Here is a 25,906-nt window from a genome sequence, read left to right as displayed (position 1 = left end):
ATTTAATTAAGACATTGTTAATATATTGTAAACATCCTTCATCCTATTTTTCAGTTGCTGATTTCGGTAAAACAACTGTAAACGTTGTCCCTTCTCCAACTTCACTATCTACTGTAATCGTACCTTGATGCGCCTCTACTAAATGCTTTACAATTGATAATCCAAGGCCTGTACCACCAGTATTTCTACTTCTCGCTTTATCCACTCGGTAAAAGCGTTCAAAAATACGCGGAATTTCCTCTTTACTAATACCAATTCCAGTATCCGATACTTTTATATAAGCATTATATTTATCTTCCGCTAACTCTACTGAAACAACGCCTCCAGCCGGTGTATATACGATCGCGTTATTAATTAAATTAATAAAGATTTGTTTCAGACGACTTGGATCTCCAATAACAGAGGCACGTTTTAATACATTCACTTGTAAAGAGATTTCTTTTTCTCCTGCTTTATTATCAAGCACCATATGAATATCTTCAAGCAGCCCCTTCATATCAACGGTTCCCATATTTAATTTAAATCCTTGTTGTTCGATCTTCGACAAATCTAATAAATCTTCAATTAACCCTTGCATGCGCTCACTTTCTTTTAAAATAATGTGCAAGAAATGTTCGCAGAATTTTTTATTATCCATCGCTCCGTCTAAGAGTGTTTCTGAAAAACCTTTAATAGAAGTAATCGGTGTCTTTAATTCATGAGAAACATTCGCTAAAAAGTCTTTTCTCATTTGTTCTAATTTCTTTAACTCTGTTATGTCATGGAATACGAGAACAATCCCTTTCCATTCATGGTTTGTCCCGATAATCGGTGCTCCATATACTTCAAAGTGCTTCCGCTCAATTCCAAGTGGCAATAACATTTGTTTACGCACTTTCACTTCTGTCATAAAGATTTCTTCTACAAGCTCAATAATTTCTGTATGATGAAACGATTCATAATATAAGCGATCTAAATATTCTTCATCTGTTACGTGAAAAGTTTCCTTATAAGAGCGGTTTACAAGGTTTATATATCCGCGGCTATCAATTAAAATCATTCCGCTTCCCATATTTTCAATTAACGTATGCAGACGATCTTGCTGCATTTCTTGTTCCAGTGTCATCTCTTGTAAGTTACGAGCTAAAATATTAATTGCTTTACTCAGCATTCCTGTTTCGTCCGAATGACTTTCGTATGCACGTGCTTTATAATTACCCTTCGCCAATTCAATTGCAACTTTCGTAACTGATTCAATCGGCCTAATATATTGCCCTGTAATTTTCATACCTAAAAATACAACTACGAGACAAGCAATGACAAATCCGATAATTAATAATCCCCACGTTTTTTGATGTACGTCTCTTAAAGGATCGATTGTACTTTTCACCAAAATGTATCCTTGTTTTCCTTCTACATCTTGAACGAACACCGTATGATAAAATTGATTCTTTCGATCTGTCTCTTTCGTAATCACTTTACTTCGTTGTTTTGCCACTTCCGAAGAAAGTTCTTGAATCGTCTCTGGACTAAATGCCAATTCTTGTCCTTTTCTATATTGAACTTTCTTTTTTTCATTCACAAATACGATAGAAGCTGGTATTTTTTCTTCTAACTTTTCAAATACGTATGGATTTTTTAGGACCTTATCAAAACCTTGCTCTTCTGCTAACGCCGCAACATACTCCGTCTCTTTTACCATTCTCTCTTTAGCATGATCTATATAGTAGTTTTCAAACACAGTTTCTAGCAATAAGCCTAGTCCAACTAAAATAAATACAATAAGAGAAACAAATGTAAAAAGAAGCCTGGAACGAAATTTATTCATTCCCTTTTGGCTCCTCTAATTTATATCCTAAACCACGTATCGTTTTAATGTACGTCGGTTTTTTCGTATTTTGTTCAATTTTATCGCGCAAATGGCTAATATGAACATCAACAATTCGTGTATCACCAGCAAAATCGTAATTCCATACAGCACTTAATAATTGATCACGCGTCAACACGCGACTTTTATTTTTCGCGAGATACACAAGTAGTTCAAATTCTTTTGGTGTTAATTCAAGCTTTCTTCCTTGGAAATAAGCCTCATAAAACTCCGGTAAAATTTTAAGTTCTGCAATTGTAATGCTATCTTCATCTGGCGCTTCTGCAACTTGTTCTTCTTGTTGTAATTTCGTGCGGCGCAAAATTGCCTTCACACGAGCAACAACTTCTCTTGGACTAAATGGCTTCGTCATATAATCATCTGCCCCAAGTTCAAGACCTAGCACCTTATCAAACTCATCATCTTTTGCCGTTAACATTAAAATCGGCGTCATAACGCGCTGCAATCGTAATTCTTTACACACTTCCATACCATCCATTTTCGGAAGCATTAAATCTAATATAATTAAATCTGGGCGTTCTGTTGTCGCTTTTTGAAGCGCCATTTCTCCATCCATCGCTGTTATAACTTCAAACCCAGCTTGTTGTAAATTAAATTCAATTAAAGTTAAGATAAATTCCTCATCATCAACTACTAAAATACGATTGTTCATTCTTTTCCTCCAAGTTATAGACTTGAAACCTTCTTCATCCTAGTATTTCCCCCGTTATTCTCATCATACTAGAAAACAAGGTCCCTCTCAATATAATTGTCTATTCATGGAGATCGTTTGTGTAGAATTGAGAAAGTAGACGTAATTACGCTTCACCTGCAACTACACAGGATTTTGCCAAACTTTATAGATTGCTCTCTCTTCTTTAAAGCTCACTTCCGTATGAACTATAAAGTGAAACTTTAATCAGTGGGGGTTGTTCATTCCCCACTGATTATTAGTTGAATCAATCGGGCTTTTACGGGCAGTTGATTCCCGACCTAACTTCTTTGCTTTCGCTGAATTTTGAGGTGGGATCTTACTGCCCGTTAATGCGGGATAAAATCTTGATTTTGTGCTAGGAAAAACGAAAGAGCATACGCTATTTTATAATCTAGCGTTTCATATCCATCAAATAATCTCCCGTACATTTCATTCGCGATCAAATCGCCCCACACTTCAGTTTCTCGTATCGTTTCAAAGATAACTTCTTCTTTTTTCCACCTCACTTAAAAGAATCACTCCTTTCATTGACTTCAATTACCGATATTTATATCATTAATCTTAATATATAAATTAATACAATCAGGAGGTCTATTATGCGACTAATACTACCCATTCTATCTTTAGCAGTCACATGTATCCTTGCTTTCAACGCTCCGAGCTGGGATACGATTAAAACGGGTTGCTCAGAATTTGCTGAAGGGTTCAAAGAAGGATTCTTCAACTAAAAATAGCGCTAGCATCCTTATTCAAGGTATGCTAGCGCTATTCATATTTTCATCTTTTAAAAATTATCTAATGCTTTTTCCATAATGGAAACAGATTTATAAGGTGGCGTTACTGTTAATGAACCCTTTACAACAGTTTCTCCTTTTTCATCATGAGCAGATACAAGCATATCAATTGTATGTTCCTCCTCAGAAACAGCCACAACTTCAAAGTGGATTTGTAACGTTTCATAATGGTGAACATGCTTCACGAACGTAAGGTCCTTCCTAGTAATATGACTTCCTGGACCCGGTAAATATTTCGTAACTGCCGTTGTAATCATTCCCGTTAGCATAATGCTTGGTACAATCGGCTTTTCATACGGAGTTTGGGATGCGTAATCATGCTGAATATATAATGGATTGGCATCATTCGTTAACCCTAAGTACAATAACAAATCTTTATCCTCAATTTTTTCAGTGATAGATAATTTCTCTCCTACTGTAATTTCATCCATTTTACGACCAATTTGAACTTTTTTCTTTAACATGTTACAACCCCCTCCGATTTTTTCACCTTATTATCCTACTAAAAGCGATACCTTATCCGAAATTTACTATGATGAGGGCAATGTATAGTATAAATCTACAGTTTCATTATAGGATATTACAAATGATAGCGTTTTCATATTATTTCAAAAAAACAATTCGGTAAATAGTAGAAAAAGATTCGGAATCCCGAATCTTTTTCACTACTATTCAATTATTAAACAAGAACTTTCATTACGTTACGTACAGATTCTACAGAGCGATCTAACGCTTCTTTTTCATCTGCAAGAAGTTCTAATTCAATAATTTTTTCAATTCCGTTACCACCTAGAATTACTGGTACCCCTAAGTAAAGGTCACTATAACCATACTCACCTTCAAGGTACGCAATAGCTGGTAATACACGGCGTTGATCTTTTAAGATTGCTTCTGTCATTTCAACTAAAGAAGCTGCTGGTGCGTAATATGCACTACCGTTTCCTAATAAGCCTACAATCTCACCGCCACCTTTACGTGTACGTTCTACGATTGCTTCTAAACGCTCTTTCGGAATTAACGTTTCTAACGGAATACCGCCTGCATAAGAATAACGCACAAGAGGTACCATGTCGTCACCATGTCCACCAAGAACAAATCCTGTAATGTCTTTTACAGAAAGATTTAATTCTTGTGCGATGAATGTACGGAAACGAGCTGTATCTAATACGCCCGATTGGCCAATTACACGCTCTTTCGGGAATCCTGCTTCTTTAAATACAGAATATGTCATTGCATCAACTGGATTTGTTAACACAACAATAATTGCATTTGGTGAATGTTTTGCAATGTCGCGCGTAATACTTTTCATAATTTTAGAGTTCGTTGCTACTAAGTCATCACGGCTCATACCAGGCTTACGTGCAATACCTGCTGTAATAACGACAACGTCAGAATCAGCAGTATCTGCGTAATCAGATGTTCCAATAATGTTAGCATCAAAACCTTGTACTGGGCTCGCTTCTAACATATCTAACGCTTTCCCTTTTGTTGGATTTTCCAGTTGTGGAATGTCCACTAATACAACATCTGCAAGTTCTTTTTGTGCTAATAAGAATGCCGTTGTTGCTCCTGTAAATCCTGCACCGATGACTGAAACCTTCTTGCGTTTGATTGTCATAATTTACCCCCCGCTTTAATTATGCGTTTTTGATTATCGCTACATCCATGTTTTTAATAAGCTCATTAGCAAACTCAGAACATTTCACTTCTGTTGCACCTTCCATTAGGCGAGCGAAGTCATATGTTACTACTTTTGATGCAATTGTTTTCTCAACTGAATCTGTTACTAATTTCGCAGCTTCGTTCCATCCTAAGTGTTCTAATAATAATACACCTGAAAGAAGAACTGAAGATGGGTTTACTTTATCTAAACCTGCATATTTTGGAGCTGTACCATGTGTAGCTTCAAAGATAGCATGTCCAGTCACATAGTTAATGTTTGCACCAGGTGCAATACCAATTCCACCTACTTGTGCAGCAAGTGCATCAGAGATATAGTCACCATTTAAGTTCATTGTTGCAACAACATCGAACTCACGTGGACGAGTTAAAATTTGTTGTAAGAAGATGTCTGCAATAGAATCTTTTACGATGATTTTTCCAGCCACTTCAGCGTCTGCCATCGCTTTATTCGCTGCATCTTTACCATCTTTTTCAACAATGCGATCATATTCAGCCCAAGTAAATACTTTGTCGCCGAATTCTTGTTCCGCTACTTCGTAACCCCAGTTTTTGAAAGCACCTTCTGTAAATTTCATAATGTTTCCTTTATGAACTAATGTAACAGAAGAGCGTTTTTCGTTAATTGCATATTGAATTGCAGCACGAACAAGACGCTTTGTCCCTTCTTCTGAGATTGGTTTAATACCAATACCAGATGTTTCTGGGAAGCGGATTTTATTAACACCCATTGCTTCTTTTAAGAAAGCAAGAACTTTTTCTGCTTCTGGAGATCCTTGTGCATATTCAATTCCAGCATAAATGTCTTCTGTATTTTCACGGAAAATAACCATATCAGTATCTTCCGGACGTTTTACAGGTGAAGGAACACCTTCAAAATAACGAACTGGACGTAGACATACATATAGATCTAATTCTTGACGAAGTGCTACGTTTAGAGAACGAATACCACCGCCAACTGGAGTTGTAAGTGGACCTTTAATTGCGATTAAATATTCGCGGATTAAATTTAAAGTCTCTTCTGGTAACCACTCGCCTGTTTGGTTGAATGCTTTTTCCCCTGCAAGCACTTCTTTCCAAACGATTTTCTTCTCACCATCATAAGCTTTTTCAACTGCTGCTTCTATTACGCGAGATGCAGCTGCCCAAATATCAGGACCAATTCCATCTCCTTCAATAAATGGAATAATCGGATTGTTTGGTACATTCATAACACCATTAGTTACAGTAATTTTTTCACCTGTCGTCAATGTGATAACCCCCATGTTTGAAATTTCATATGTATGAAACTGAGGGAATAACCCCTCAGTTCAAACCGTTAGTCAAATTAAAATATTCTAATCATTACATCTTTCCGAAAAAATCAGACTTTTGAAAGCGTATTTTCACTATCAAAATAGTGTTTTTTGCTTATCTTTGTGCGATTGGAACATACACTTGATGCGTTGGTCCATTATAATCAGCACGTGGACGGATTAAACGGTTATTTTCATATTGTTCTAGAATATGAGCTAACCAGCCTGACATACGGCTAATTGCAAAAATAGGTGTAAATAAGTCATGGTCAATTCCTAAACAATGGTATACAGAAGCTGAATAGAAATCAACATTTGGTGGAAGACCTTTTTCTTTTGTTACAATGTCTTCAATTTTGATAGACATATTATACCATTTGTCTTCTCCTAAAAGCACGCATAATCTCTTAGACATTTCACGTAAGTGTTTTGCACGTGGATCACCCTGCTCATACACACGGTGGCCAAAGCCCATGATTTTCACTTTATTTTGAAGAGCATTATGAATATATGATTCTACATTTTCTTCTTCGCCAATTTCAGTTAACATCTTCATTACATTTTCATTTGCCCCACCGTGAAGAGGACCTTTTAATGCACCAATTGCTGCTGTAATACCAGAATATACATCTGAAAGTGTAGCTACGCAAACACGTGCAGTAAATGTAGAAGCGTTTAACTCATGATCTGCATGAAGTACAAGTGCCTTATCAAAAGCTTCAATTTCAACTTCATTTGGCTCGCGATCATTTAACATGTACAAGAAGTTTGCAGCTAATGATAAATCCTTTCTTGGCTCAACAATATCTAAACCTTTACGGATTCTCGCGTAAGCAGCAACTAAAGTTCCCACTTGAGCCTGTAATTTAACCGCTTTCAAATAATTAGACTTTTCATCCATAATTTCAGCGCTCTCATCGTATAATGATAGCATGGAAATTGCAGTTCGTAAAACAGACATCGGATGTGCAATTTTTAAATCTACTTGTTTCAAATATGTTAAAATCTCACCTGGAACTTTATAGTATTCAGATACAATTTCATTAAATTCCGCTAGTTCTTTTTCATTAGGAAGCTTGCGGTGCCATAATAAGTACACTACTTCTTCAAACGTAGCATTCTCAGCTAAATCATCAATATTATACCCAACATAAGTTAATGTATCATCAATAATAGAGCTCACAGATGATGTTGTTGCTACTACCCCTTCTAAACCTCGAATAACAGTCATGACATTCTCTCCTTTTCCTGAAAATTCTCCCAACCTTGCTCCTTATATCTATTTGCTCCCCTTATGAATTATGAACGCCCGTTCACTCTTTAGGCAAGCAAAATGCACGATCATGCAAATTTGTTGCGATGTTCCCCTCTTATTGTCCATGGTTTACATGGAAAGCATGAGCGTGAATGTCTCCCCGAATCCTCACGCTCAAAACAACAAGTTAGTGAGGAAAATACATTCCGAAGAGTTTTATGATAAAAACAACATAAAACAATATCATTATAAAATTGTTTTATGTTGTTTTTATTTTATCTGGTGTAAAGTCTCTGCTGTTATGTAACTTTTCAAAGTTTCTAATCCTATTATAAACAATTATCTGACTTTTGTGAACAGAAAGAATTCAAAAATTTTATATTACTATAAAATTCCTTATTTAAACATTTGTATAATACTCATAACCGCATAGGCAATTCCAGCCCCAATTAACGGACCAACAGCAACCCCATTAAATAACGCAACCGCTATAATTGTCCCAAAAACAAGCGCAGTTGTAATATGAGGATCCGTTGTCAACAATTGCACGCCGCCTTTCGCTAACAAAGCGACTGCTACACCTGAAGCTAAAGCAATCCACGCATAATACGATTTCGCCGCTTCTCCAAGTTGTTTAAAACCTATTTCCCCCGTCGCAATCGGTACTAGCACCGCTATTGTAATGACCGTTACACCTAGGTTAATTCCTTTCGTTTGTAAATAAGGAAAGACCTTATCTCCTAAAAACGTAAATTTTAATAGAAATAACACCCCAATAGCTACAGTAAGCGATTGGTTTTTAGCAATAAGTCCTATAATAAGTAGTATGAATAAAAATAACGTTGACTGACTAATCATGTTTACACTTCCTTTCTGAAAATAATGAACTCATTTCCAAACAAAAATACCTTTAAACCTATCGTTATACATGCTATACAGATGCCTATTTATCGATAACACCTTCAATTTTTTATACATTCTAAAAAGAGACTTTCACCAAAAAAATTTAAGCATGTATACATTTTTGAAAACAGTCGTCTCTTCTTTCTTTTCTAATAAGAAACAGGTAAAATAAAAAGAAGAGAAAATGAAGTTTTTACCATATAGTAGTAGCATCACGAATAGGCTTTCACAGCCATTCATATACCGAAAAAAGCAGGCTAAATCCATCATTCCACTATAACATAAAGTAACACTTTAATCAGTTGGGCATCTTCCACTGATTATTGGCCTTCATCAATTGGGCTTTGGCGGGAGATTTACTGCCGCTAAAGTAAGACTTTAATCAGCAGAGCACGCTAGTTATAAGTTGAACGAATTAGGATAATCCAAATCGGAATGGGAGGTATACATCTTTGAACCGAAACTTACTATATATGATATTGCGACTCATATTTGTCATTGTAGCAACGATAGCTGGGTTCTATGTATTACTATACATGTCAGGGCTTATCTATCCTTTTATTATCGCTTTTGCATTTGCTTATTTGATTAATCCTGTCGTCAATTTCCTTAATCAAAAACTACAATTTCCTCGCGCACTAGCAGTACTCGTTAGCTTAATTCTCGTATTTGGAGCTATCGTTGGACTTGTTACATATCTTGTGACTGAAGCAATATCTGCCACAACATACTTACTCCAACTTGTTACAGTAAAGTTTCCGGATATCGTTACATTCGCTCAGCAATTTGCACTTAATCATATTATGCCTCTCTACGATGATTTAATCTCTAAATTTAATCATCTTGGAGAACCACAGCGCTATACAATTACACAAAACATTCAAAACTTAGGAACAGAAGCAACAACACAAATGAAAGAACTTTTAACCGCCATTATAAGCGGATTAACAAATTTCATTAGTGCACTGCCAACAACGTTAACTGTCCTTGTATTCATTTTATTAGCTACTTTCTTCATTAGTTACGATTGGCACCGTCTTGCTCAAAAAACAAGAAAATTACTACCAAATCGTGTACATGGCTACGGAAAAACTATTTTTGTCGACTTAAAAAAAGCTTTATTTGGTTTTGTGAAAGCACAACTTACACTCGTATCTATGACAACCGTCATTGTACTGATCGGACTTTTAATATTACGCGTACCATACGCCATTACTATTGCGATTATTACAGGAGTTGTAGATTTACTACCATATTTAGGAACAGGCGCAGTCTTCGTTCCATGGGTTATATACGTATTTTTCACTGGCGATACCGCATTCGCCATTGGTCTTCTCATTTTATACATCGTCGTGATTGTCCAAAGACAAATTATGGAACCGAAAGTACTTTCATCTAACATCGGTCTCGATCCATTAGCAACACTCGTCGCTCTATTTGTCGGCTTTAAGCTTTTTGGCTTTTTAGGATTAATCATCGGTCCAGTCACCTTAGTACTACTTAATACATTACACAAAGCTAATGTCTTCCATGACTTGTGGAAATATATTAAAGGTTCACCTTCAAAATAAAAGTTTCTAATTCATATAAAAAACAAGCTGTAATCAGTGGGAATTTCCCACTGATTATTCCTTTCACTTATTTTTTCACACTACTCACATGTAACAAGAGCATTACCCAGAAAAAGGATAATCCTCTTGTTTTTTTGCATAAAAAACACATTTTCTAATCAAAAATACATTTTTATTCTATTTTATATATATTTATTACTTACATTTATTACTTTTTATGTAAATGAATAAATATACAAAACTACATAGAATAAGGCTTCAACTAACAATCCCCACCTTTTATATGAAAGCAAAACTTTAATTTAGCTGCATTTCTCTCCATCTTATTCATCCAAATTAATAGCATTTAAAAATTACACGTTTAATCGAAGCACAACAAGAGTTCAAACGAAAATTATATAGCAAATATAATAAGTGGACGTTTTGTTCATCCCCACTCATCATTCGCCCCCACATCAGACACTTACGAGCAACCCAACTTTGAGATAGAAATCCCCCACAAATAGCGCAGTAAAGCGAAGCCTCAATCAGAAAACCCCTCTCCTCTTACAAGACAAAAAAATAGCACTTAGATCGTTATAATCTAAGTGCTACTTCTGAATGATAATAGTAGAGTTCTTTCTAAATTTCCATTCCATCCACTTCATAACAAGCGGCTTCAATAAAGCTCTCGTAATAGGGATCACGCAGATAAACCCTAGCACATCTGTCACATACCCAGGAAGCACCAAGAGAATACCTCCTACAAATACAAAAATACCATCTAGTACTGTCTCACCTGGCATTTCCCCTCTATTCAACTTAGATTGAATCTCTCCAAGCACTTTAAATCCTTGTCTTTTCGCCAAATACACACCTACAACACCTGTAAATACAATCATAGCGAACGTAGACCATAAACCTATTACATGACTTGATCCAATTAAGACCGTAATCTCAATCGCCGGTATTAAAATAAACAAGAATAGTAACCACTTCATAGTTCTACACCCCTCTCACAACTCACTTTTAACACCCTCACAACGCCTATATACATCATACGAAATATAGATACCCTTTCATACTAAAACTCATAACAAACCGCTTTTAAAAGCAATTCTAGGCGCTTTAAACTAATTCTATCTCGTTTTTGTGTAAAAAAAAGAGAAGGACTCCGATCCTTCTCTCCGTATTACTTATAGCACTTCCGCATGTCCATTATAAACAATTCCGCGTGCTGCATCAACTGTTACTTCTTGGCCATTTTTTAAAGTTGCTGTTACGCCGTTTACACCAACGATAACAGGAATACCGATTGATACGCCTACAACAGCCGCATGGCTTGTTAAGCCACCTTCTTCTACAACTAAAGCAGCAGCTTTTTCGATTGCAGGAATCATATCTTTATCAGTACTTGTTGTAACAAGGATATCACCTTCGTTTACGTTCGCTACAGCTTCAGCAGCTGTTTTTGCTACAACTACTTTACCTTTTGCAGCTTTACGACCGATTCCTTGTCCTTTAGCAACTTCTTCACCAACAACGTGGATTTTCATTAAGTTTGTTGTTCCAGTTTCAGCAACTGGAACACCAGCAGTAATTACTACAGTATCTCCAAGTCCGATTAGACCTGCATCCATACCTGTTTGAATTGCTGTATCTAACATTTCGTCAGTTGAAGCTGCGCGCTTCTCAGCCATAAACGCTTGTACACCCCAAACAAGCGCAAGACGACGTCCTACTTGCTCGTCAGATGTTACAGCTACAATTGGAGATTTTGGACGGTATTTAGAGATCATTTTCGCAGTATGTCCACTTTCTGTTGGAGCTACGATTGCAGCTACATCAAGAGCAAGTGCTGTATGCGCAACAGATTGGCTAATTGCATCTGTAATTGTTGGAGTGAACTCTTTAATACGTTTTTTGAACATATCTTCGTATTGTAATGATTTTTCAACACGTACTGCAATGTTAGCCATCATTGTTACTGCTTCTACCGGATATTGACCAGCAGCTGTTTCACCTGAAAGCATGATTGCATCTGTACCATCGAAGATTGCGTTAGCTACGTCACTTGCTTCCGCACGAGTTGGACGTGGGTTACGTTGCATAGAGTCTAACATTTGTGTCGCAGTAATAACTGGTTTACCTAACACGTTACATTTTTTGATTAGACGTTTTTGTACTAATGGTACTTCTTCTGGTGGAATTTCTACACCCATATCACCACGAGCTACCATTAAACCGTCAGAAACTTCTAAGATTGAATCGATGTTGTCGATACCTTCTTGGTTTTCGATTTTCGGTACGATTTGGATGTATTGAGCACCATGCTCTTCTAATAATTCACGGATTTCTAATACGTCAGACGCTTTACGTACGAATGAAGCTGCGATGAAATCAACTTTTTGCTCGATACCGAAGATGATATCTTTTACGTCTTTTTCAGTGATACCAGGAAGCTTAATGCTTACGTTTGGTACGTTAACACCTTTTTTATTTTTTACAGTTCCGCTGTTAAGAACTTTTGTACGGATGTTTCCATCAGCTTTTTCGATTACTTCTAGTTCGATAAGACCGTCATCGATTAGAATGCGAGAACCTGGGTCTACATCGTCATAAAGACCAGCATAAGATACAGAGAACTTCTCTGCAGTACCTAATACTTGCTCAGTAGAAAGAACTACTTCTGCACCTGTTACAAGCTCAGCTTGTCCGTCTACGAAGTCGTGAGTACGGATTTCTGGACCTTTTGTATCAAGTAAGATACCAACTGTTTTACCAGTTTTCTTTGAAGCTTCACGAATGTTTTTAATACGAGCTCCGTGCTCTTCATGGCTACCATGAGAGAAGTTTAAACGAGCAACGTTCATACCTGCTTCGATTAATTGCTCTAATTTTTCAATACTTTCACTAGCAGGACCTATAGTACATACAATTTTAGTTTTACGCATATTGCACCTCCGAAAATTATGAAACCGTTCCCAAATATCTGACATTACGTCAATTAGATGGATAATTCTTTAGATAATTGATACATATCTTTATCGATTGTATGCTTTTGAGCTAACGCTTCGATAATATCATGATCAACAAGTTTGTTATCTTGAATACCTACACAACGTCCACCTTTACCAGCAATTAATAATTCAACTGCTCTTGCGCCAAGACGACTTGCTAATACACGGTCTTGTGCACTTGGTGATCCACCACGTTGTACGTGACCTAATACAGTTACACGAGTATCAAAGTTTGTTGCTTCTTCAATGTGCTTACCGATGTCAATTGCACTTCCAACACCTTCAGCTACAACGATAATACTGTGTTTTTTACCACGTTCACTACCACGCTTCAGACGAGCGATAACATCATCCATGTCATACTCTTCTTCTGGAATTAAGATTGTTTCTGCACCATCAGCTAAACCAGCCCATAATGCGATATCACCAGCGTGACGTCCCATTACTTCGATAACATATGTACGTTCATGAGATGTAGCTGTGTCACGGATTTTATCAATTGCATCAATAACAGTGTTTAAAGCTGTATCGAAACCAATTGTGAAGTCTGTTCCAGGGATATCATTGTCGATTGTACCTGGTACACCAACACACGGGAATCCTTGTTCAGTTAATTTTTTAGCGCCTTGGTAAGAACCATCTCCACCAATAACAACAAGTCCTTCGATACCATGTTTCTTTAATTGCTCGATACCTTTTAGTCGTACTTCTGGGTCTTTAAACTCAGGACATCTTGCTGTATATAATTTCGTACCACCGCGGTGGATAATATCGCCAACAGAACCAAGTTCTAATTTTTCAATGTGACCAGAAATTAATCCAGCGTATCCATGGTAAATACCATATACTTCAATATCATGGAAAATCGCTTTACGAACAACTGCACGAATGGCAGCATTCATACCAGGTGAATCTCCACCACTTGTTAATACACCAATACGTTTCATTTGTACTCACCTCATAAAGATTATTTGCCTTATAATAAAATAACACGAAAAAATATAAAAACACAATGGAGAAGATGTGTCTTTTCATAATAAAAACGTGCATTCGCGAAGAGGAACGCACGCTTTTCTTATTTTATCCCAATGGAAGCGTTTGAAAACGAAACTTGCCCAATTTTCATATATTTTTCATAACGTTTTTCGATTAATTCATCTTTCGAAATTCCGTTTAATTGTTCAAAAGTTTTTCTAATCATTAAATCTATATTTTCTGACTGTTTCGAAAGATTACGGTGAGCTCCACCTTTTGCCTCTGGAATAATTTCATCAATTACACCTAATTCTTTCAAATCTGCTGCTGTAATTTTCATTGCCTCTGCAGCTTCCTTTGCTTTTCCTGCATCTTTCCAAAGAATTGCCGCTGCACCCTCTGGTGTAATAACAGAATAAGTGGAATTTTCTAGCATATGAATGTAATCTCCCACTCCAAGGCCTAGCGCACCGCCACTACCACCTTCACCGATAACGATACAAATAACAGGTACAGTTAAACCTGCCATTTCAAATAAATTGCGGGCGATAGCTTCACTTTGACCACGTTCTTCAGCAGCTTTACCAGGATAAGCCCCTTTCGTATCAATGAAACAAATAATAGGACGATTGAACTTTTCCGCCTGCTTCATTAAGCGTAATGCTTTTCGATATCCTTCTGGATGAGGCATTCCAAAGTTACGGCGAATATTTTCTTTCGTATCTTTTCCGCGCTGATGCCCAATTACAGTTACAGGCATCCCTTTATATTTCGCAATGCCGCCGACAATCGCTGCATCATCGCCAAATAGACGATCTCCATGACATTCGAAAAAATCAGTAAATAAGTGCTCAATATAATCGAGCGTTGTCGGTCGTTCTGCATGACGAGCAATTTGAACACGGTCCCATACTTTCAGATTACCGTATATATCTTCCTCTAAATTTTCTAGCTTGTCTTCCAAAATACGAATCTCCTCACTGAAGTCCATCTGGCTGTTTTTCGTATAGTCTTTCAGTTCACGAATCTTATTTCTTAGCTCAACAACTGGTTTTTCAAATTCTAGCTCTGCCATACAGCCATTCCCCCTCCTTGATGAACTTCTAAAATCTTGCGAAGCGATTCTCTCATATCATCACGATGCACCACCGCATCTAATTGACCATGATCTAGTAAGAATTCTGCCGTTTGGAAATCTTCCGGTAGTTTCTCACGCACCGTTTGTTCAATTACACGTCTACCAGCAAATCCGATAAGTGCACCTGGTTCTGCAAGATTATAATCACCAAGTGAAGCGAAACTCGCTGAAACCCCGCCCGTCGTTGGGTGAGTCATAACAGAAATAAATAATCCTCCTGCATTACTATGCTTTTTCAAAGCTACGCTTGTTTTTGCCATTTGCATTAAACTTAATATCCCTTCTTGCATACGGGCACCACCCGAAGCAGTAAAGATAATAAATGGAACTTGTAAGTCGTACGCCTTTTCAACCGCACGGGCGATTTTTTCTCCTACCACAGAGCCCATGCTCCCCATTCGAAAACGAGAATCCATTACTGCAACAACAACAAGCATGTCATCAATTGTTCCTTCACCAGTTACAACCGCTTCGTTTAATTCAGTCTTCTTACGATCGCTCTCTAGTTTCTCTTCATAACCTGGAAACTCGAGTGGATTTAATGAAACCATTTCTTTGTCATACTCACGGAATGACCCTTCGTCCAATATACTATCAAGACGTTCCCATGCATTCATAGGATGATGATATCCACAATTCACACATACTTTTAAATTTTTTAGAAGTTCTTTCGTATACATGATTTTTTTACATTCCGGACATTTTGTCATAACGCCATCTGGTACATCTTTTCGTACTTGTTCTGAAGGTATTGCAGCGTACTTTTTCTTTTTCACGAATAAATCTCTTAGCACAATTTGACCCCCTTCGTTGAGAGCTAAGGTTAGCGTAAGAAGAAAATGGGGCTAACACCAAAGTTTGATGTTAGCCTTATCTTCTCAATCTGTCTAATAACCTCACTCTTTACGTTTAACTTTAACCGCTAAGCGGTAGAATGTTTGTCATAACGTGTCATGGTCATTTCGACAAATTTTATACATTACGAGTGAAACTGTATATTCTCTACTAATTCATCGTAAATTTTTAGTGCATCATTTTCTTGTTTTTCTTCCAAAGTAGCATAAAGCTTTCTATACATATCGATAGAATTTCTTGAAACTTTACAAGAAAGAGTTGCTACGTAATCATTTACGATCATCCAAATGCGATATAGTAAATAATTATCGACTTGTTCAATAAGTGTTTTAAAGAACGTTTGATGAAGCGTTGGGATTGAGTTTTCATTTCCTTCAAGTACTTGGTGTAATCTACTTAGTACTTTAGAAAACGTTTCTTTCGGTAAATTACATACAATTCGAATCATATCTTTCTCAAGCAATCGTTTCGTTTGTAATAAATCACGAATTGTTTTCTCATCTTGCAGTAAGAACGGAGCAATTAATTGTACAAGGCCGTTATCATAAAAGTTTCGAATAAATGTCCCTTCACCACGTCTCGTTTCAATCAATCCTACCAGTTCTAAAGCACGCAATGCTTCTCTTACAGAGGAACGTCCTACGTTTAAGCGTGAACTTAACTCACGCTCAGACGGCAAACGATCCCCCGCTACCAATCCATCCTCTTCCATAATGGAACGGATTTTTTTTACAATTTCGAGATATACTTTTGTATTTGATGATGTCAATGGAAATTCCTCGCTTATTCTTTACCAATCAGCGCTAATTGTTTTGTTTTTTCAGCGATCTCATTTGGATCTACTTGACGGCGAGCTACTCCTGTTTCCATTGCTGCTTTTGCAACGTAAGCCGCTACTTGAGGCGCTACACGCGCGTCAAATGGTGCCGGAATGATATAGTCTGCATTCAACTCATCTTCTGCTACAAGCTCAGCAATAGCCTGTACAGCTGCCATCTTCATTTCTTCGTTAATTTGTGTCGCATGTACGTCAAGTGCACCGCGGAAAATACCAGGGAACGCCAGTACATTATTTACTTGGTTCGGGAAGTCAGAACGACCTGTTCCAACAACAGCTGCGCCCGCTGCTTTTGCCAATTCTGGCATAATTTCTGGAACCGGATTCGCCATTGCAAAAATAATCGCATCGTCATTCATTGTACGAACCATCTCTTCTGTTAATGCACCTTCTGCAGATACACCAATGAATACGTCCGCACCATGTACAACATCAGCTAAAGAACCTTCTATACGATTCTTATTTGTATATTTTGCAACTTCATCCTTCACCGGATTCATACCTGTAGGACGACCATCATAGATTGCCCCTTTACGGTCACACATAATAATGTCGCGTACACCATAGCGATATAAAAGTTTAATAATTGCAATACCTGCTGCACCTGCGCCATTTGCGACAACTTTAATGTCAGACATTTTCTTTCCAACTAATTTCAGTGCATTTACAAGACCTGCTACTGTTACGATAGCTGTTCCGTGTTGATCATCATGGAAGATAGGAATATTTGTTTCTTTTTTCAAACGCTCTTCAATAATGAAGCAGTTTGGTGCTGCGATATCTTCTAAGTTAACGCCGCCAAAAGTTGGCTCCATTAATTTTACAGTTTCAACAATTTTATCTACATCGTTTGTATTTAAGGCAATCGGGAATGCATCTACACCAGCAAAGCTCTTGAATAATACAGCTTTACCTTCCATTACTGGAAGAGATGCTTCAGGTCCAATGTTACCAAGACCAAGTACAGCTGTTCCGTCTGTCACAACTGCTACCATATTTCCCTTCATCGTATATTCATATACCTTACTTTTATCGTCATAAATTTCTTTACAAGGTTCTGCAACCCCTGGAGAATATGCAAGACTTAAATCTTTTGCATTTTCTACTTTTACTTTTGATACAGTTTCTAATTTTCCTTGATGCACTTTATGCATGTGAAGTGCTTCTTCACGAAGTGTTGACAAACTATCCACTCTCCTCAAATTATTCTTGCTGATATCAATTTCTCCAAGTGGTCTGACCACGAACACTACTACTATAATAATCGAAGTGTAGGGAAATTGTCCATTATATTTTCACAACTACATTTTCTTCCCCGACAATTTCACGAAGTGCTCCTAAACATTCTTCACTTGGATGAATCGATAAACTCCGAGATAATTGTACCATTTTATGTTCCTTTTCATAATAAATTAGTACTTTCGCAAAACCTGAATAGTCGAACAATATTTTCGTAACCTGATTTAAAAGCTTTTTCTCATACTGAGACGGCAATTTCACGTAAACAGATGCGTCTTTCTTTTCTTCATAAACATCCATTTCCTCTAGCGGATATAGACCATTTACAATCCATTGCAGCTTATGATTTCTTAGCTCAATCGTACCGTCAACTAAAACAATTGCTCCTTCTTGTAACTTGTCCGAGAAATGTATATACGTTTCCGGGAAGAGGACTGCTTCCATTTCATCATTTTGATCACAGAATGTAATAAATGCCATCTTTTGAAACTTTTTCGTACGAATCACTCTCACACTTGTTATATACACAATAGCTCTTTGTACTTTTTTCTTGTGTCGCATCGCCTGAGCGAGAGATGGAATTTCTAATTCTTTTGCTAACTTTACATACTGCGCTGTCGGATAACTTGATAAATAAAAGCCAAGTGCTTCCTTCTCTTTATTTAGTTGTTCAATAAAAGATAGCTCTTCTCCTTGTACGTATTTTGATTTTGGAACAGCATCTCCTAAATCACGTGCGAGATTCGCGTACTCTAATGCCCCTTTAATACTTTTCCATAAATTCGTTCTCGAAACACCAAAATCATCAAAACATCCGGACCAGACGAAAGCTTCTAAATTGCGCTCCGTCACAAACTTTGACGGCATACGGAGACAAAATTCAAACAAATCTTCGAACATTTTTTTCTTTCGTTCTTCTAATAATGCCGTCACTGTAGCCATTCCAATATTTCGGATCGAAAGTAAACTGTAACGTATCGCATTCCCTTCTATTTGGAAGTTGTAACCACTTCTCTGAAGAGACGGCGGCAAAACGTGAAAGCCTTTCCGCTTCGTTTCTCGTATATACTGTACAATTTTATCTTCATTTCCAATTGCACTTGATAATAATGCCGTCATAAATTCCAGCGTATAGTTCGCTTTCAAATAGGCAAGCTGATATCCGATCATACTGTAAGCTACAGCGTGACTTCGGTTAAAACCGTAATTCGCAAATCTTACAATTAAATCATAAATTTTCTCAGCAGACGTCTCATCATAACCATTTTGCAAACACCCTTGAACAAAATGCTTACGTTCCTGATCTAAAATATCACGATTTTTTTTACTCACTGCACGGCGCAGTAAATCTGCTTCTCCGAGCGAAAACCCTGCTAACTTCGATGCAATTTGCATAATTTGTTCTTGGTATACAATGACGCCGTATGTTCTTTCTAAAATTGGCTTTAAATCCGGATGTAAATATTCAATTTTTCTTTTTCCATGTTTCGATTCAATAAAGGTTGGTATCTGTTCCATCGGCCCCGGTCTGTATAACGAGTTAACAGCTACGATATCTTCAAACTCATTCGGTTTTAACCCGCGAAGTACATTTCGCATACCACCTGACTCAAGCTGGAATACACCTGTTGTATCCCCTCTCCCTAATAATTGGAACGTCTTTTCATCTTGAAGAGGTAAGTTTCTTATATCGATTTCTTTCCCTGTTTTGTTCGCGATAAATTTTATAATATTTTCAAGTAACGTTAAATTACGTAACCCTAAAAAGTCCATCTTAAGCAACCCAAGTTCTTCTAGCGCATCAGCTGGATATTGCGTAACATAAACATCGTTATGTCCTTCTTGAATTGCTACACTGCCTGTTAACGGTTCTTGACTCATAATAACGCCAGCCGCATGAATAGACGTATGACGTGGTAAACCTTCTACACGTTTTGCGATTTCAAACACACGCTCATGCAGAAGATTCCCTTGTATAAACTCACGAAGTGATTGTGATTCTTCATATGCATCTTTTAACGTTATACCGAGCTTTGATGGGATAAGTTTTGAAAATATATCAATATCTCGTGGCGGAAGCCCCATTACGCGGGCAATGTCTCTAATTGCTGCTTTTGCTGCAAGCGTACCAAACGTTACAATTTGCGCAACACGAAGCTGACCGTATTTATCTTTCACATAGCGAATCATCTCATCACGTCTTATGTCTGGAAAATCAATATCAATATCGGGAAGCGTCACACGTTCAGGATTTAAAAACCTTTCAAATAATAGATCGTATTCAATCGGATCAATATCTGTAATTTCTAATACGTATGAGACGAGTGAACCAGCTGCCGATCCACGACCTGGTCCTGTTAAAATATGATTTTCATGTGCATACTTCATAAAATCCCATACGATGAGGAAATAATCACTAAATCCCATACGAGAAATAACATTTAATTCATGATTTAAACGCTTTATATGCACTTCTTTCGGCGCACCATATCGTTTCCGCAAACCTTCTTCACAAACACGACGCAAGTATATATCACTCGTTTCGTTAGACGGAACAGGAAACTTCGGAAGTTGATTTACATGGAACGGTATTTCTACTTGGCAACGCTCTGCAATTTTTATTGTATTTTGGATTGCTTCCGGCGCATGGGAAAATAGTGCTTCCATTTCATCCGATGATTTTAAATAATATTGATCTGTTTTCAGCCTCGGCCTATCTGGATCAGTCATTTTCGTTCCACTTTCAACAGATAGTAAACATTCGTGAACAAGTGCGTCACTTTGATTGATATAACGCACATCGTTTGTTGCAACGACTGGAATATTAACCCTACTAATAAATTCAGGTAGCTTCTCTTGTAAAAGCAACTCATCTTGAATTGCATGATGCTGCAAACTCATATAAAAATGGCCGAACATATTTTGATATGTTCGAGCTACTTCTTCAGCCTGACTCTCATTGTCTTCTAGTAATAATTGCTCAATTTCGCCATCTTTACCTGGTGAAATAGCAATTAATCCTTTCGCATAATGCGCAAGCCACTTCTTAGGGATACCTTCTTTGGACTTTGTCATAATACTGCTAGAAATCTTTAATAAATTTTGGTAGCCTATTTCATTCTCAGCAAGTAATACAAGCGGATAAGACCTTTCTTCTTCTTCACTAAAAATAGAAGCGGTTAATCCAATAACAGGCTGTATACCATGTTTCTTACATGCTTTATAAAACGGAATAACGCCATACATAACATTTTCATCCGTAATAGCCAGCGATGAGAAACCAAGTTCTTTCGCCCTGACTACAAGCTCATCAATTTTACAAGCACTTTTTAATAAACTAAAAACGGTTTGACATTGTAAATGCACAAACTTCACTGTTGTACCCTCTCTTTACCTATTTGACTACTTTTATTATAGGTGATGAGGAAAGCGGAAATCAAAACATACTTCTTATACTTTGTCCATATATATGAAGAAGAAAGGGGAATGACGATGGATGTAAGAGAACATACTTTTTTCTCTCTGCTTATTATTAGTTATTTTATTGCCTTTGGGGTTATACTTGGCGGTTCATTAATTGGTGGATTTGGTGCGTTTCTTATCGGAAAACCAGCTCTAACTTACATTAATCAATTCGCCCAAAATTTAAGAATTTGGGCACTCGTTGCAGCAATCGGCGGAACATTCGATACCTTTTATAGCTTTGAAAGAAGTTTCTTTGGCGGAGATATGAAAGATATCGTAAAACAAATTCTCCTTATTTTTTTCGCAACTGGTGGTATGCAAACAGGTCTCATTATTATTAAATGGCTAACGCAGGAACATGTATGAGAGTACCAAGTGCCAATACAGCAAAAAGATGGTACTTAGTATTAGCTGGTGCTGCTGTTGGAGGCGTGTTGAGCTGGTTTATTTTTTTGTACATATACGGTGTTTTTCAAGAAGAACAAGCTAGTAAAATAGCAGAACAAAGAGAAATTATAGAAAAACAAGAAGCAAAACTCCACGTCCTTCTCGAAGATCAAGAAAAATTGAACACTGAAAATAAACGGCTCTTAACCATTCAAGAGATTAAAATAAAACTTATCAATCGAGAAAAATACGATTTAGACAATCTTACACTCGAAAATATGACTACATCTATCCATAATGATCTCCAGCATCTTTTAACGAAAAACATTCAAAGTATCGCAAAAAATAAAGACCTACTCAAAAAGGTAATCGAAAACAAGACGTACAAACATTACGATCGGCTATACCGTTTTAAAGTCGATACAATATCTTTTGATACAGTGCTTGAAATTAGCATTACTATAGAGAAAGAAAAATAAAGAAGGAGGGCTTTAGCGCCGCTCCTTCTTTTCGTTCTAACATATACTCTCTTATTTACAAATCTCACGTAAATCAGCAAAAAGACGATCCGCTTCTTCCCAAGAAGATGCCTTCGCACCAGAAGCCATCGGGTGTCCTCCGCCGTTATATTGCATTGCTAATTTGTTTATAACTGGTCCTTTTGAACGAAGACGAACACGAATTACGTCGTCTTCCTCTAAAAATAGAACCCACGCCTTTAATCCATCAATATTGCCAAGTGCTCCAACAACACCAGATGCTTCAGAAGAAAGTACATCAAACTCTTCTAATACTTCTTTCGTTAATTTAATGTAAGCTGCTCCTTCTTCTACCATCGTAAAGTTTTGTAAAATATAACCGTTTAAACGAGCAATTTTTTCTTTTGTCTTATACATTTCATTGTATAAATCTGTGAATTTCACACCCATATCAACAAGCTCACTTACGTAACGAAGTGTTTTTGCTGTTGTATTCGGGAATAAGAAACGACCTGTGTCCCCAACAATTCCAGCTAAAATAAGGCGAGCTGCTTCTTTTGTTATTTTTAATCCTTTATCTTTTCCATACGTGTAAAACTCATAAATCATTTCACTTGTAGAACTCGCTGCCGTATCTACCCACGTAATATCTCCATATGGATCTTCATTTGGATGATGATCAATTTTAATTAACATCTTCCCTTTTGTATAGCGTTGATCGTCAACACGTTCTTGATTCGCAGTATCACAAACGATAACAAGCGCATTTTCGTATACACTATCTTCAATATCATCCATTACTCTTAAGTACGCTAACGACGGTTCATTGTACCCAACCGTATAAATATTTTTCTCTGGAAACGATTCTTGTAGAATTGTACCAAGGCCACCCTGTGAACCTAATGCATCTGGGTCCGGACGCACGTGGCGATGAATAATAATTGTATCAAACTCTTTAATTGCTCCTAAAATTTGCTCATGCATATGTATAATCTCCTTTTTAATCAACTTCTTCGCTTTATCCTCCATTATAACGGAAAGTATTTCATACATGCGAACAATTGCTTTATAATAGAAGTTAGAAAGTTTAGATATTTCTTTTTCTTTTCTATTATTTTTCACAAAGCGATGGGAGTGTTCATTATGCCAGTATTAGTCTTCTGTATTATCGTCTCATTTATGTTGTACCTCTTTTACAAAACAAAATACTTTCGTACAAACCGCCCAATGGAAAAAGGTTGGCTCTCAGGAAAATCCGCAATGGCACTCGGTTCATTCGTTTTATTTTTCGGGGTAAACCAATTCTTTTTAGAACTTTCAACCGCTCGTATTATCGTTGGTATTTTATTCGTTCTATTTGGTAGTGCAAGTGTATTTAATGGGTTTCGCCAATACAAACACTTCTTACCATTAGCAGTTAAAGAAGCCGAAGTCTATGAAGCAACATAAAAAAAGCATCAATATTGTGATGCTTTTTTACGACCCTTAACTTTCAAAATCATATATGCAACAAACGCAGATGGTATATTAAATGGGTTACCTTGTACGTGAAAATGTAATTGTTCTTCTCCAAAAGACATTTTTTCATATAGCTCTCGCTGAGATAATCCTGTCTTTTCCTTTTTTTCATGTAAACCTTGTAAATATAAATATTGGATCGGTATCATTACAAGAAAGTAAAATAGTGCGATACTACCAAAAAAGAGTACGGCTGACGACATAATGTATACCACCTTCCAGAAATCCATTTTCTTACAATATAATCATAACACAATATATACCAAAATTAAATTACTATTCTGTCTTTTATCGTGTTACTTTTCCACTCCATCCCATACATATTTCACTAAAACTCTCATCTAAAATCATGTCTTTCAAATTTAAAACAACAAAAAAAAATGGAACAAATCAAAACGATTTGTTCCATCTTTTTATTTATCAATTAACTGAACCATAAGTAATGCTTTTCCAACGACATTACCTTCATGATGCACCTCTACATCGACCTTACCAAATTTACGCCCGATTTCTAATACTTTCGGATGAACGGATACAACATTATCAATTTGAACCGGCTTCACGAAATAAATTGTTAAGTTTTCAACAATTAAATCGCTTTTCTTTTGCGCACGAATGACGCGATTTGTCGCTTCTGTCACAATTGTTGCAAATACACCGTACGATAACGTTCCGATTGAATTCGTCATTTGCGGCGTCACCGAAAATTGATATAGATGCTCATTTTTCGCTTCTTTTGGCGTCATAAATTGATTCGTTACGATATCATCAATTGTTTCTCCAACTTGTGGCTGACGTTGAATCATTTGCAGTGCCTGAAGTACATCTTGACGGCTAATGATACCTTGCAGTTTATTTCCTTCCTCAACGACAGGAAGTAATTCAATTCCTTCCCACACCATCATACGTGCCGCAGCTGCGACAGACATTTTACCATTCACTGTAATTGGGTGTTTTGTCATTACTTTATCAATTGGTGTTTCTTTCGCTACACCGATCATGTCTTTTGAAGTTACGATTCCTAGCACTTTTTTATTTTCATCGACAATTGGATATCTTCCGTGCATTGTCTCTTCGTTATATGCATGCCATTGCTGTACTGTATCATGTGGCTTTAAATATAACGTTTCTTCAATTGGTGTTAAAATATCCTCAACAAGTACAATTTCTTTCTTAATCAGTTGATCATAAATCGCACGGTTAATTAACGTTGCGACCGTAAATGTATCGTAGCTACTTGAAATAATCGGCAGCTTTAATTCGTCTGCTAATTTCTTCACATGATCTTCCGTATCAAATCCACCCGTAATTAATACAGCGGCTCCAGTTTCTAGCGCTAATTGATGTGCATTCGTACGGTTACCAATAATGAGTAAATTCCCAGCTTCTGTATAGCGCATCATCGCTTCTAATTTCATAGCTCCGATTACAAATTTATTTAATGTTTTATGTAGTCCTTCTCTGCCTCCAAGTACTTGACCGTCGACAATGTTAACGACTTCTGCATATGTCAGTTTTTCGATATTTTCTTTCTTCTTTTGTTCAATTCGAATTGTTCCGACACGTTCAATTGTACTAACATATCCTTTATTTTCTGCATCTTTAATTGCACGGTAAGCTGTCCCTTCACTTACACTCAAATCTTTCGCAATTTGTCTTACAGAAATTTTATGGCCTACTGGCAGGCTATTAATATGTTCTAAAATTTGGTTATGCTTGGTAGCCAAATGGTTTCACCATACTTTCTTTTCCCTAAATTCTTCATGTGTTGTACTTTCAGTATACTATATTTTCAAAACTGTTACACTCTCTCTTTGCATACCTGTACTATTTTTTTTATAACAAAATGACCCTTACATTCCACCAGTCATTCTATTACAACAATGTAATGCTATTGTCATCTCATTCGATAGTTCGCCCACTTGATTCCCTATACAATGAAGACAAGAAATAA

General features: G+C 36.9%; 24 protein-coding genes. 5 read left to right on the top strand and 19 right to left on the bottom strand.

What is annotated here, in order from left to right; translation table 11 throughout:
- Nucleotides 1–43: 43 nt before the first annotated feature.
- From phoR to ACLBXA_RS01580, 3 genes are all read right to left on the bottom strand, one after another.
- Nucleotides 44–1,807, bottom strand: a complete 1,764-nt coding sequence (gene phoR / locus ACLBXA_RS01590) for a sensory box histidine kinase PhoR (protein ID WP_001032097.1) — start codon at nucleotides 1,805–1,807, stop codon at nucleotides 44–46.
- Nucleotides 1,800–2,519 (bottom strand): two-component system response regulator PhoP, encoded by a 720-nt coding sequence (phoP, locus tag ACLBXA_RS01585; RefSeq protein ID WP_001065220.1) that lies wholly within the window; start codon nucleotides 2,517–2,519, stop codon nucleotides 1,800–1,802. The genes phoR and phoP overlap by 8 nt, the downstream gene beginning before the upstream one ends.
- A 368-nt stretch (nucleotides 2,520–2,887) precedes the next feature.
- Entirely contained in the window at nucleotides 2,888–3,067 is a 180-nt protein-coding gene (locus ACLBXA_RS01580) for a hypothetical protein (protein ID WP_001267361.1), read from the bottom strand.
- A gap of 90 nt (nucleotides 3,068–3,157) precedes the next feature.
- Between ACLBXA_RS01580 and ACLBXA_RS01575 the strand changes: the two genes are divergently transcribed.
- Nucleotides 3,158–3,289: a hypothetical protein gene (locus ACLBXA_RS01575; protein WP_001237011.1), complete on the top strand. Its 132-nt coding sequence runs from the start codon at nucleotides 3,158–3,160 to the stop codon at nucleotides 3,287–3,289.
- Nucleotides 3,290–3,345: 56 nt separating this feature from the next.
- On the opposite strand, the gene ACLBXA_RS01570 is transcribed toward ACLBXA_RS01575, so the two are convergent.
- The 5 genes from ACLBXA_RS01570 to ACLBXA_RS01550 form a co-directional block, all read right to left on the bottom strand.
- Nucleotides 3,346–3,819, bottom strand: a complete 474-nt coding sequence (locus ACLBXA_RS01570; protein ID WP_000914181.1) for a MaoC family dehydratase — start codon at nucleotides 3,817–3,819, stop codon at nucleotides 3,346–3,348.
- A 215-nt stretch (nucleotides 3,820–4,034) separates the two neighbouring features.
- A complete protein-coding gene (mdh, locus tag ACLBXA_RS01565; RefSeq protein ID WP_000153232.1) occupies nucleotides 4,035–4,973 on the bottom strand; it encodes a malate dehydrogenase in 939 nt (312 codons plus the stop codon).
- A 19-nt stretch (nucleotides 4,974–4,992) separates the two neighbouring features.
- The gene (gene icd / locus ACLBXA_RS01560) at nucleotides 4,993–6,285 is read right to left on the bottom strand and encodes an NADP-dependent isocitrate dehydrogenase (protein WP_000206893.1); all 1,293 of its coding nucleotides are present in this window, start codon (nucleotides 6,283–6,285) and stop codon (nucleotides 4,993–4,995) included.
- Nucleotides 6,286–6,445: 160 nt separating this feature from the next.
- Entirely contained in the window at nucleotides 6,446–7,594 is a 1,149-nt protein-coding gene (citZ, locus tag ACLBXA_RS01555) for a citrate synthase (RefSeq protein ID WP_000503651.1), read from the bottom strand.
- A 387-nt stretch (nucleotides 7,595–7,981) separates the two neighbouring features.
- Entirely contained in the window at nucleotides 7,982–8,443 is a 462-nt protein-coding gene (locus tag ACLBXA_RS01550) for a DUF441 domain-containing protein (RefSeq protein WP_000625507.1), read from the bottom strand.
- Nucleotides 8,444–8,940: 497 nt separating this feature from the next.
- Here ACLBXA_RS01550 and ytvI point away from each other — a divergent pair, with 497 nt between their 5' ends.
- Nucleotides 8,941–10,059, top strand: coding sequence for a sporulation integral membrane protein YtvI (ytvI, locus tag ACLBXA_RS01545; RefSeq protein WP_001081375.1), 1,119 nt, complete (start codon nucleotides 8,941–8,943; stop codon nucleotides 10,057–10,059).
- Nucleotides 10,060–10,649: 590 nt separating this feature from the next.
- Here the strand turns inward: ytvI and ACLBXA_RS01540 are convergent.
- From ACLBXA_RS01540 to dnaE, 8 genes are all read right to left on the bottom strand, one after another.
- The gene (locus tag ACLBXA_RS01540; protein WP_000871633.1) at nucleotides 10,650–11,039 is read right to left on the bottom strand and encodes an FxsA family protein; all 390 of its coding nucleotides are present in this window, start codon (nucleotides 11,037–11,039) and stop codon (nucleotides 10,650–10,652) included.
- 195 nt (nucleotides 11,040–11,234) lie between these two features.
- Nucleotides 11,235–12,992 carry a pyruvate kinase gene (gene pyk, locus ACLBXA_RS01535; RefSeq protein ID WP_001232667.1) on the bottom strand — a complete coding sequence of 586 codons (1,758 nt, stop codon included), beginning with the start codon at nucleotides 12,990–12,992 and terminating at the stop codon, nucleotides 11,235–11,237.
- A gap of 53 nt (nucleotides 12,993–13,045) precedes the next feature.
- Nucleotides 13,046–14,005, bottom strand: a complete 960-nt coding sequence (gene pfkA, locus ACLBXA_RS01530; RefSeq protein ID WP_000821157.1) for a 6-phosphofructokinase — start codon at nucleotides 14,003–14,005, stop codon at nucleotides 13,046–13,048.
- 128 nt (nucleotides 14,006–14,133) lie between these two features.
- Nucleotides 14,134–15,108 carry an acetyl-CoA carboxylase carboxyl transferase subunit alpha gene (accA, locus tag ACLBXA_RS01525; RefSeq protein ID WP_000818789.1) on the bottom strand — a complete coding sequence of 325 codons (975 nt, stop codon included), beginning with the start codon at nucleotides 15,106–15,108 and terminating at the stop codon, nucleotides 14,134–14,136.
- Nucleotides 15,096–15,965, bottom strand: a complete 870-nt coding sequence (gene accD / locus ACLBXA_RS01520) for an acetyl-CoA carboxylase, carboxyltransferase subunit beta (protein ID WP_000942858.1) — start codon at nucleotides 15,963–15,965, stop codon at nucleotides 15,096–15,098. The genes accA and accD overlap by 13 nt, the downstream gene beginning before the upstream one ends.
- Nucleotides 15,966–16,150: 185 nt before the next feature.
- Nucleotides 16,151–16,795 carry a FadR/GntR family transcriptional regulator gene (locus ACLBXA_RS01515; RefSeq protein WP_000204446.1) on the bottom strand — a complete coding sequence of 215 codons (645 nt, stop codon included), beginning with the start codon at nucleotides 16,793–16,795 and terminating at the stop codon, nucleotides 16,151–16,153.
- Between the two features lie 14 nt (nucleotides 16,796–16,809).
- Nucleotides 16,810–18,018, bottom strand: coding sequence for an NAD(P)-dependent malic enzyme (locus tag ACLBXA_RS01510; protein WP_161635086.1), 1,209 nt, complete (start codon nucleotides 18,016–18,018; stop codon nucleotides 16,810–16,812).
- 133 nt (nucleotides 18,019–18,151) lie between these two features.
- The gene (gene dnaE, locus ACLBXA_RS01505; protein WP_000673723.1) at nucleotides 18,152–21,478 is read right to left on the bottom strand and encodes a DNA polymerase III subunit alpha; all 3,327 of its coding nucleotides are present in this window, start codon (nucleotides 21,476–21,478) and stop codon (nucleotides 18,152–18,154) included.
- A 42-nt stretch (nucleotides 21,479–21,520) separates the two neighbouring features.
- On the opposite strand from dnaE, the gene ACLBXA_RS01500 reads away from it, so the two are divergent.
- Nucleotides 21,521–21,934 (top strand): YtrH family sporulation protein, encoded by a 414-nt coding sequence (locus ACLBXA_RS01500; RefSeq protein ID WP_002005839.1) that lies wholly within the window; start codon nucleotides 21,521–21,523, stop codon nucleotides 21,932–21,934.
- Nucleotides 21,931–22,434: a sporulation membrane protein YtrI gene (ytrI, locus tag ACLBXA_RS01495; RefSeq protein WP_001265736.1), complete on the top strand. Its 504-nt coding sequence runs from the start codon at nucleotides 21,931–21,933 to the stop codon at nucleotides 22,432–22,434. Before ACLBXA_RS01500 ends, ytrI begins: the two co-directional genes overlap by 4 nt.
- Nucleotides 22,435–22,485: 51 nt before the next feature.
- Here the strand turns inward: ytrI and ACLBXA_RS01490 are convergent, their stop codons facing one another.
- The gene (locus tag ACLBXA_RS01490) at nucleotides 22,486–23,418 is read right to left on the bottom strand and encodes a DHH family phosphoesterase (RefSeq protein WP_000545134.1); all 933 of its coding nucleotides are present in this window, start codon (nucleotides 23,416–23,418) and stop codon (nucleotides 22,486–22,488) included.
- A gap of 159 nt (nucleotides 23,419–23,577) precedes the next feature.
- On the opposite strand from ACLBXA_RS01490, the gene ACLBXA_RS01485 reads away from it, so the two are divergent.
- Nucleotides 23,578–23,883: a YtpI family protein gene (locus ACLBXA_RS01485; protein WP_001144782.1), complete on the top strand. Its 306-nt coding sequence runs from the start codon at nucleotides 23,578–23,580 to the stop codon at nucleotides 23,881–23,883.
- A gap of 8 nt (nucleotides 23,884–23,891) precedes the next feature.
- On the opposite strand, the gene ACLBXA_RS01480 is transcribed toward ACLBXA_RS01485, so the two are convergent.
- The gene (locus ACLBXA_RS01480) at nucleotides 23,892–24,155 is read right to left on the bottom strand and encodes a DUF3949 domain-containing protein (RefSeq protein WP_000093045.1); all 264 of its coding nucleotides are present in this window, start codon (nucleotides 24,153–24,155) and stop codon (nucleotides 23,892–23,894) included.
- A gap of 210 nt (nucleotides 24,156–24,365) precedes the next feature.
- The gene (locus ACLBXA_RS01475) at nucleotides 24,366–25,679 is read right to left on the bottom strand and encodes a CBS domain-containing protein (RefSeq protein WP_000201579.1); all 1,314 of its coding nucleotides are present in this window, start codon (nucleotides 25,677–25,679) and stop codon (nucleotides 24,366–24,368) included.
- Nucleotides 25,680–25,906 lie beyond the last annotated feature (227 nt).

Source organism: Bacillus sp. D48C, assembly GCF_053345735.1.
The sequence above is the reverse complement of the archived record's forward strand: the minus strand, read 5'-3'. Positions and strand labels throughout refer to the sequence as shown.

Excerpts from the sequence above, each read along its gene's own strand:
- phoR (WP_001032097.1), bottom strand. The coding sequence starts at position 1,807 with ATGAATAAATTTCGTTCCAGGCTTCTTTTTACATTTGTTTCTCTTATT.
- phoP (WP_001065220.1), bottom strand. The coding sequence starts at position 2,519 with ATGAACAATCGTATTTTAGTAGTTGATGATGAGGAATTTATCTTAACT.
- ACLBXA_RS01575 (WP_001237011.1), top strand. The coding sequence starts at position 3,158 with ATGCGACTAATACTACCCATTCTATCTTTAGCAGTCACATGTATCCTT.
- ACLBXA_RS01570 (WP_000914181.1), bottom strand. The coding sequence starts at position 3,819 with ATGTTAAAGAAAAAAGTTCAAATTGGTCGTAAAATGGATGAAATTACA.
- mdh (WP_000153232.1), bottom strand. The coding sequence starts at position 4,973 with ATGACAATCAAACGCAAGAAGGTTTCAGTCATCGGTGCAGGATTTACA.
- ACLBXA_RS01550 (WP_000625507.1), bottom strand. The coding sequence starts at position 8,443 with ATGATTAGTCAGTCAACGTTATTTTTATTCATACTACTTATTATAGGA.
- ACLBXA_RS01540 (WP_000871633.1), bottom strand. The coding sequence starts at position 11,039 with ATGAAGTGGTTACTATTCTTGTTTATTTTAATACCGGCGATTGAGATT.
- pyk (WP_001232667.1), bottom strand. The coding sequence starts at position 12,992 with ATGCGTAAAACTAAAATTGTATGTACTATAGGTCCTGCTAGTGAAAGT.
- pfkA (WP_000821157.1), bottom strand. The coding sequence starts at position 14,005 with ATGAAACGTATTGGTGTATTAACAAGTGGTGGAGATTCACCTGGTATG.
- accA (WP_000818789.1), bottom strand. The coding sequence starts at position 15,108 with ATGGCAGAGCTAGAATTTGAAAAACCAGTTGTTGAGCTAAGAAATAAG.
- ACLBXA_RS01510 (WP_161635086.1), bottom strand. The coding sequence starts at position 18,018 with ATGCATAAAGTGCATCAAGGAAAATTAGAAACTGTATCAAAAGTAAAA.
- ytrI (WP_001265736.1), top strand. The coding sequence starts at position 21,931 with ATGAGAGTACCAAGTGCCAATACAGCAAAAAGATGGTACTTAGTATTA.
- ACLBXA_RS01490 (WP_000545134.1), bottom strand. The coding sequence starts at position 23,418 with ATGCATGAGCAAATTTTAGGAGCAATTAAAGAGTTTGATACAATTATT.
- ACLBXA_RS01485 (WP_001144782.1), top strand. The coding sequence starts at position 23,578 with ATGCCAGTATTAGTCTTCTGTATTATCGTCTCATTTATGTTGTACCTC.
- ACLBXA_RS01480 (WP_000093045.1), bottom strand. The coding sequence starts at position 24,155 with ATGTCGTCAGCCGTACTCTTTTTTGGTAGTATCGCACTATTTTACTTT.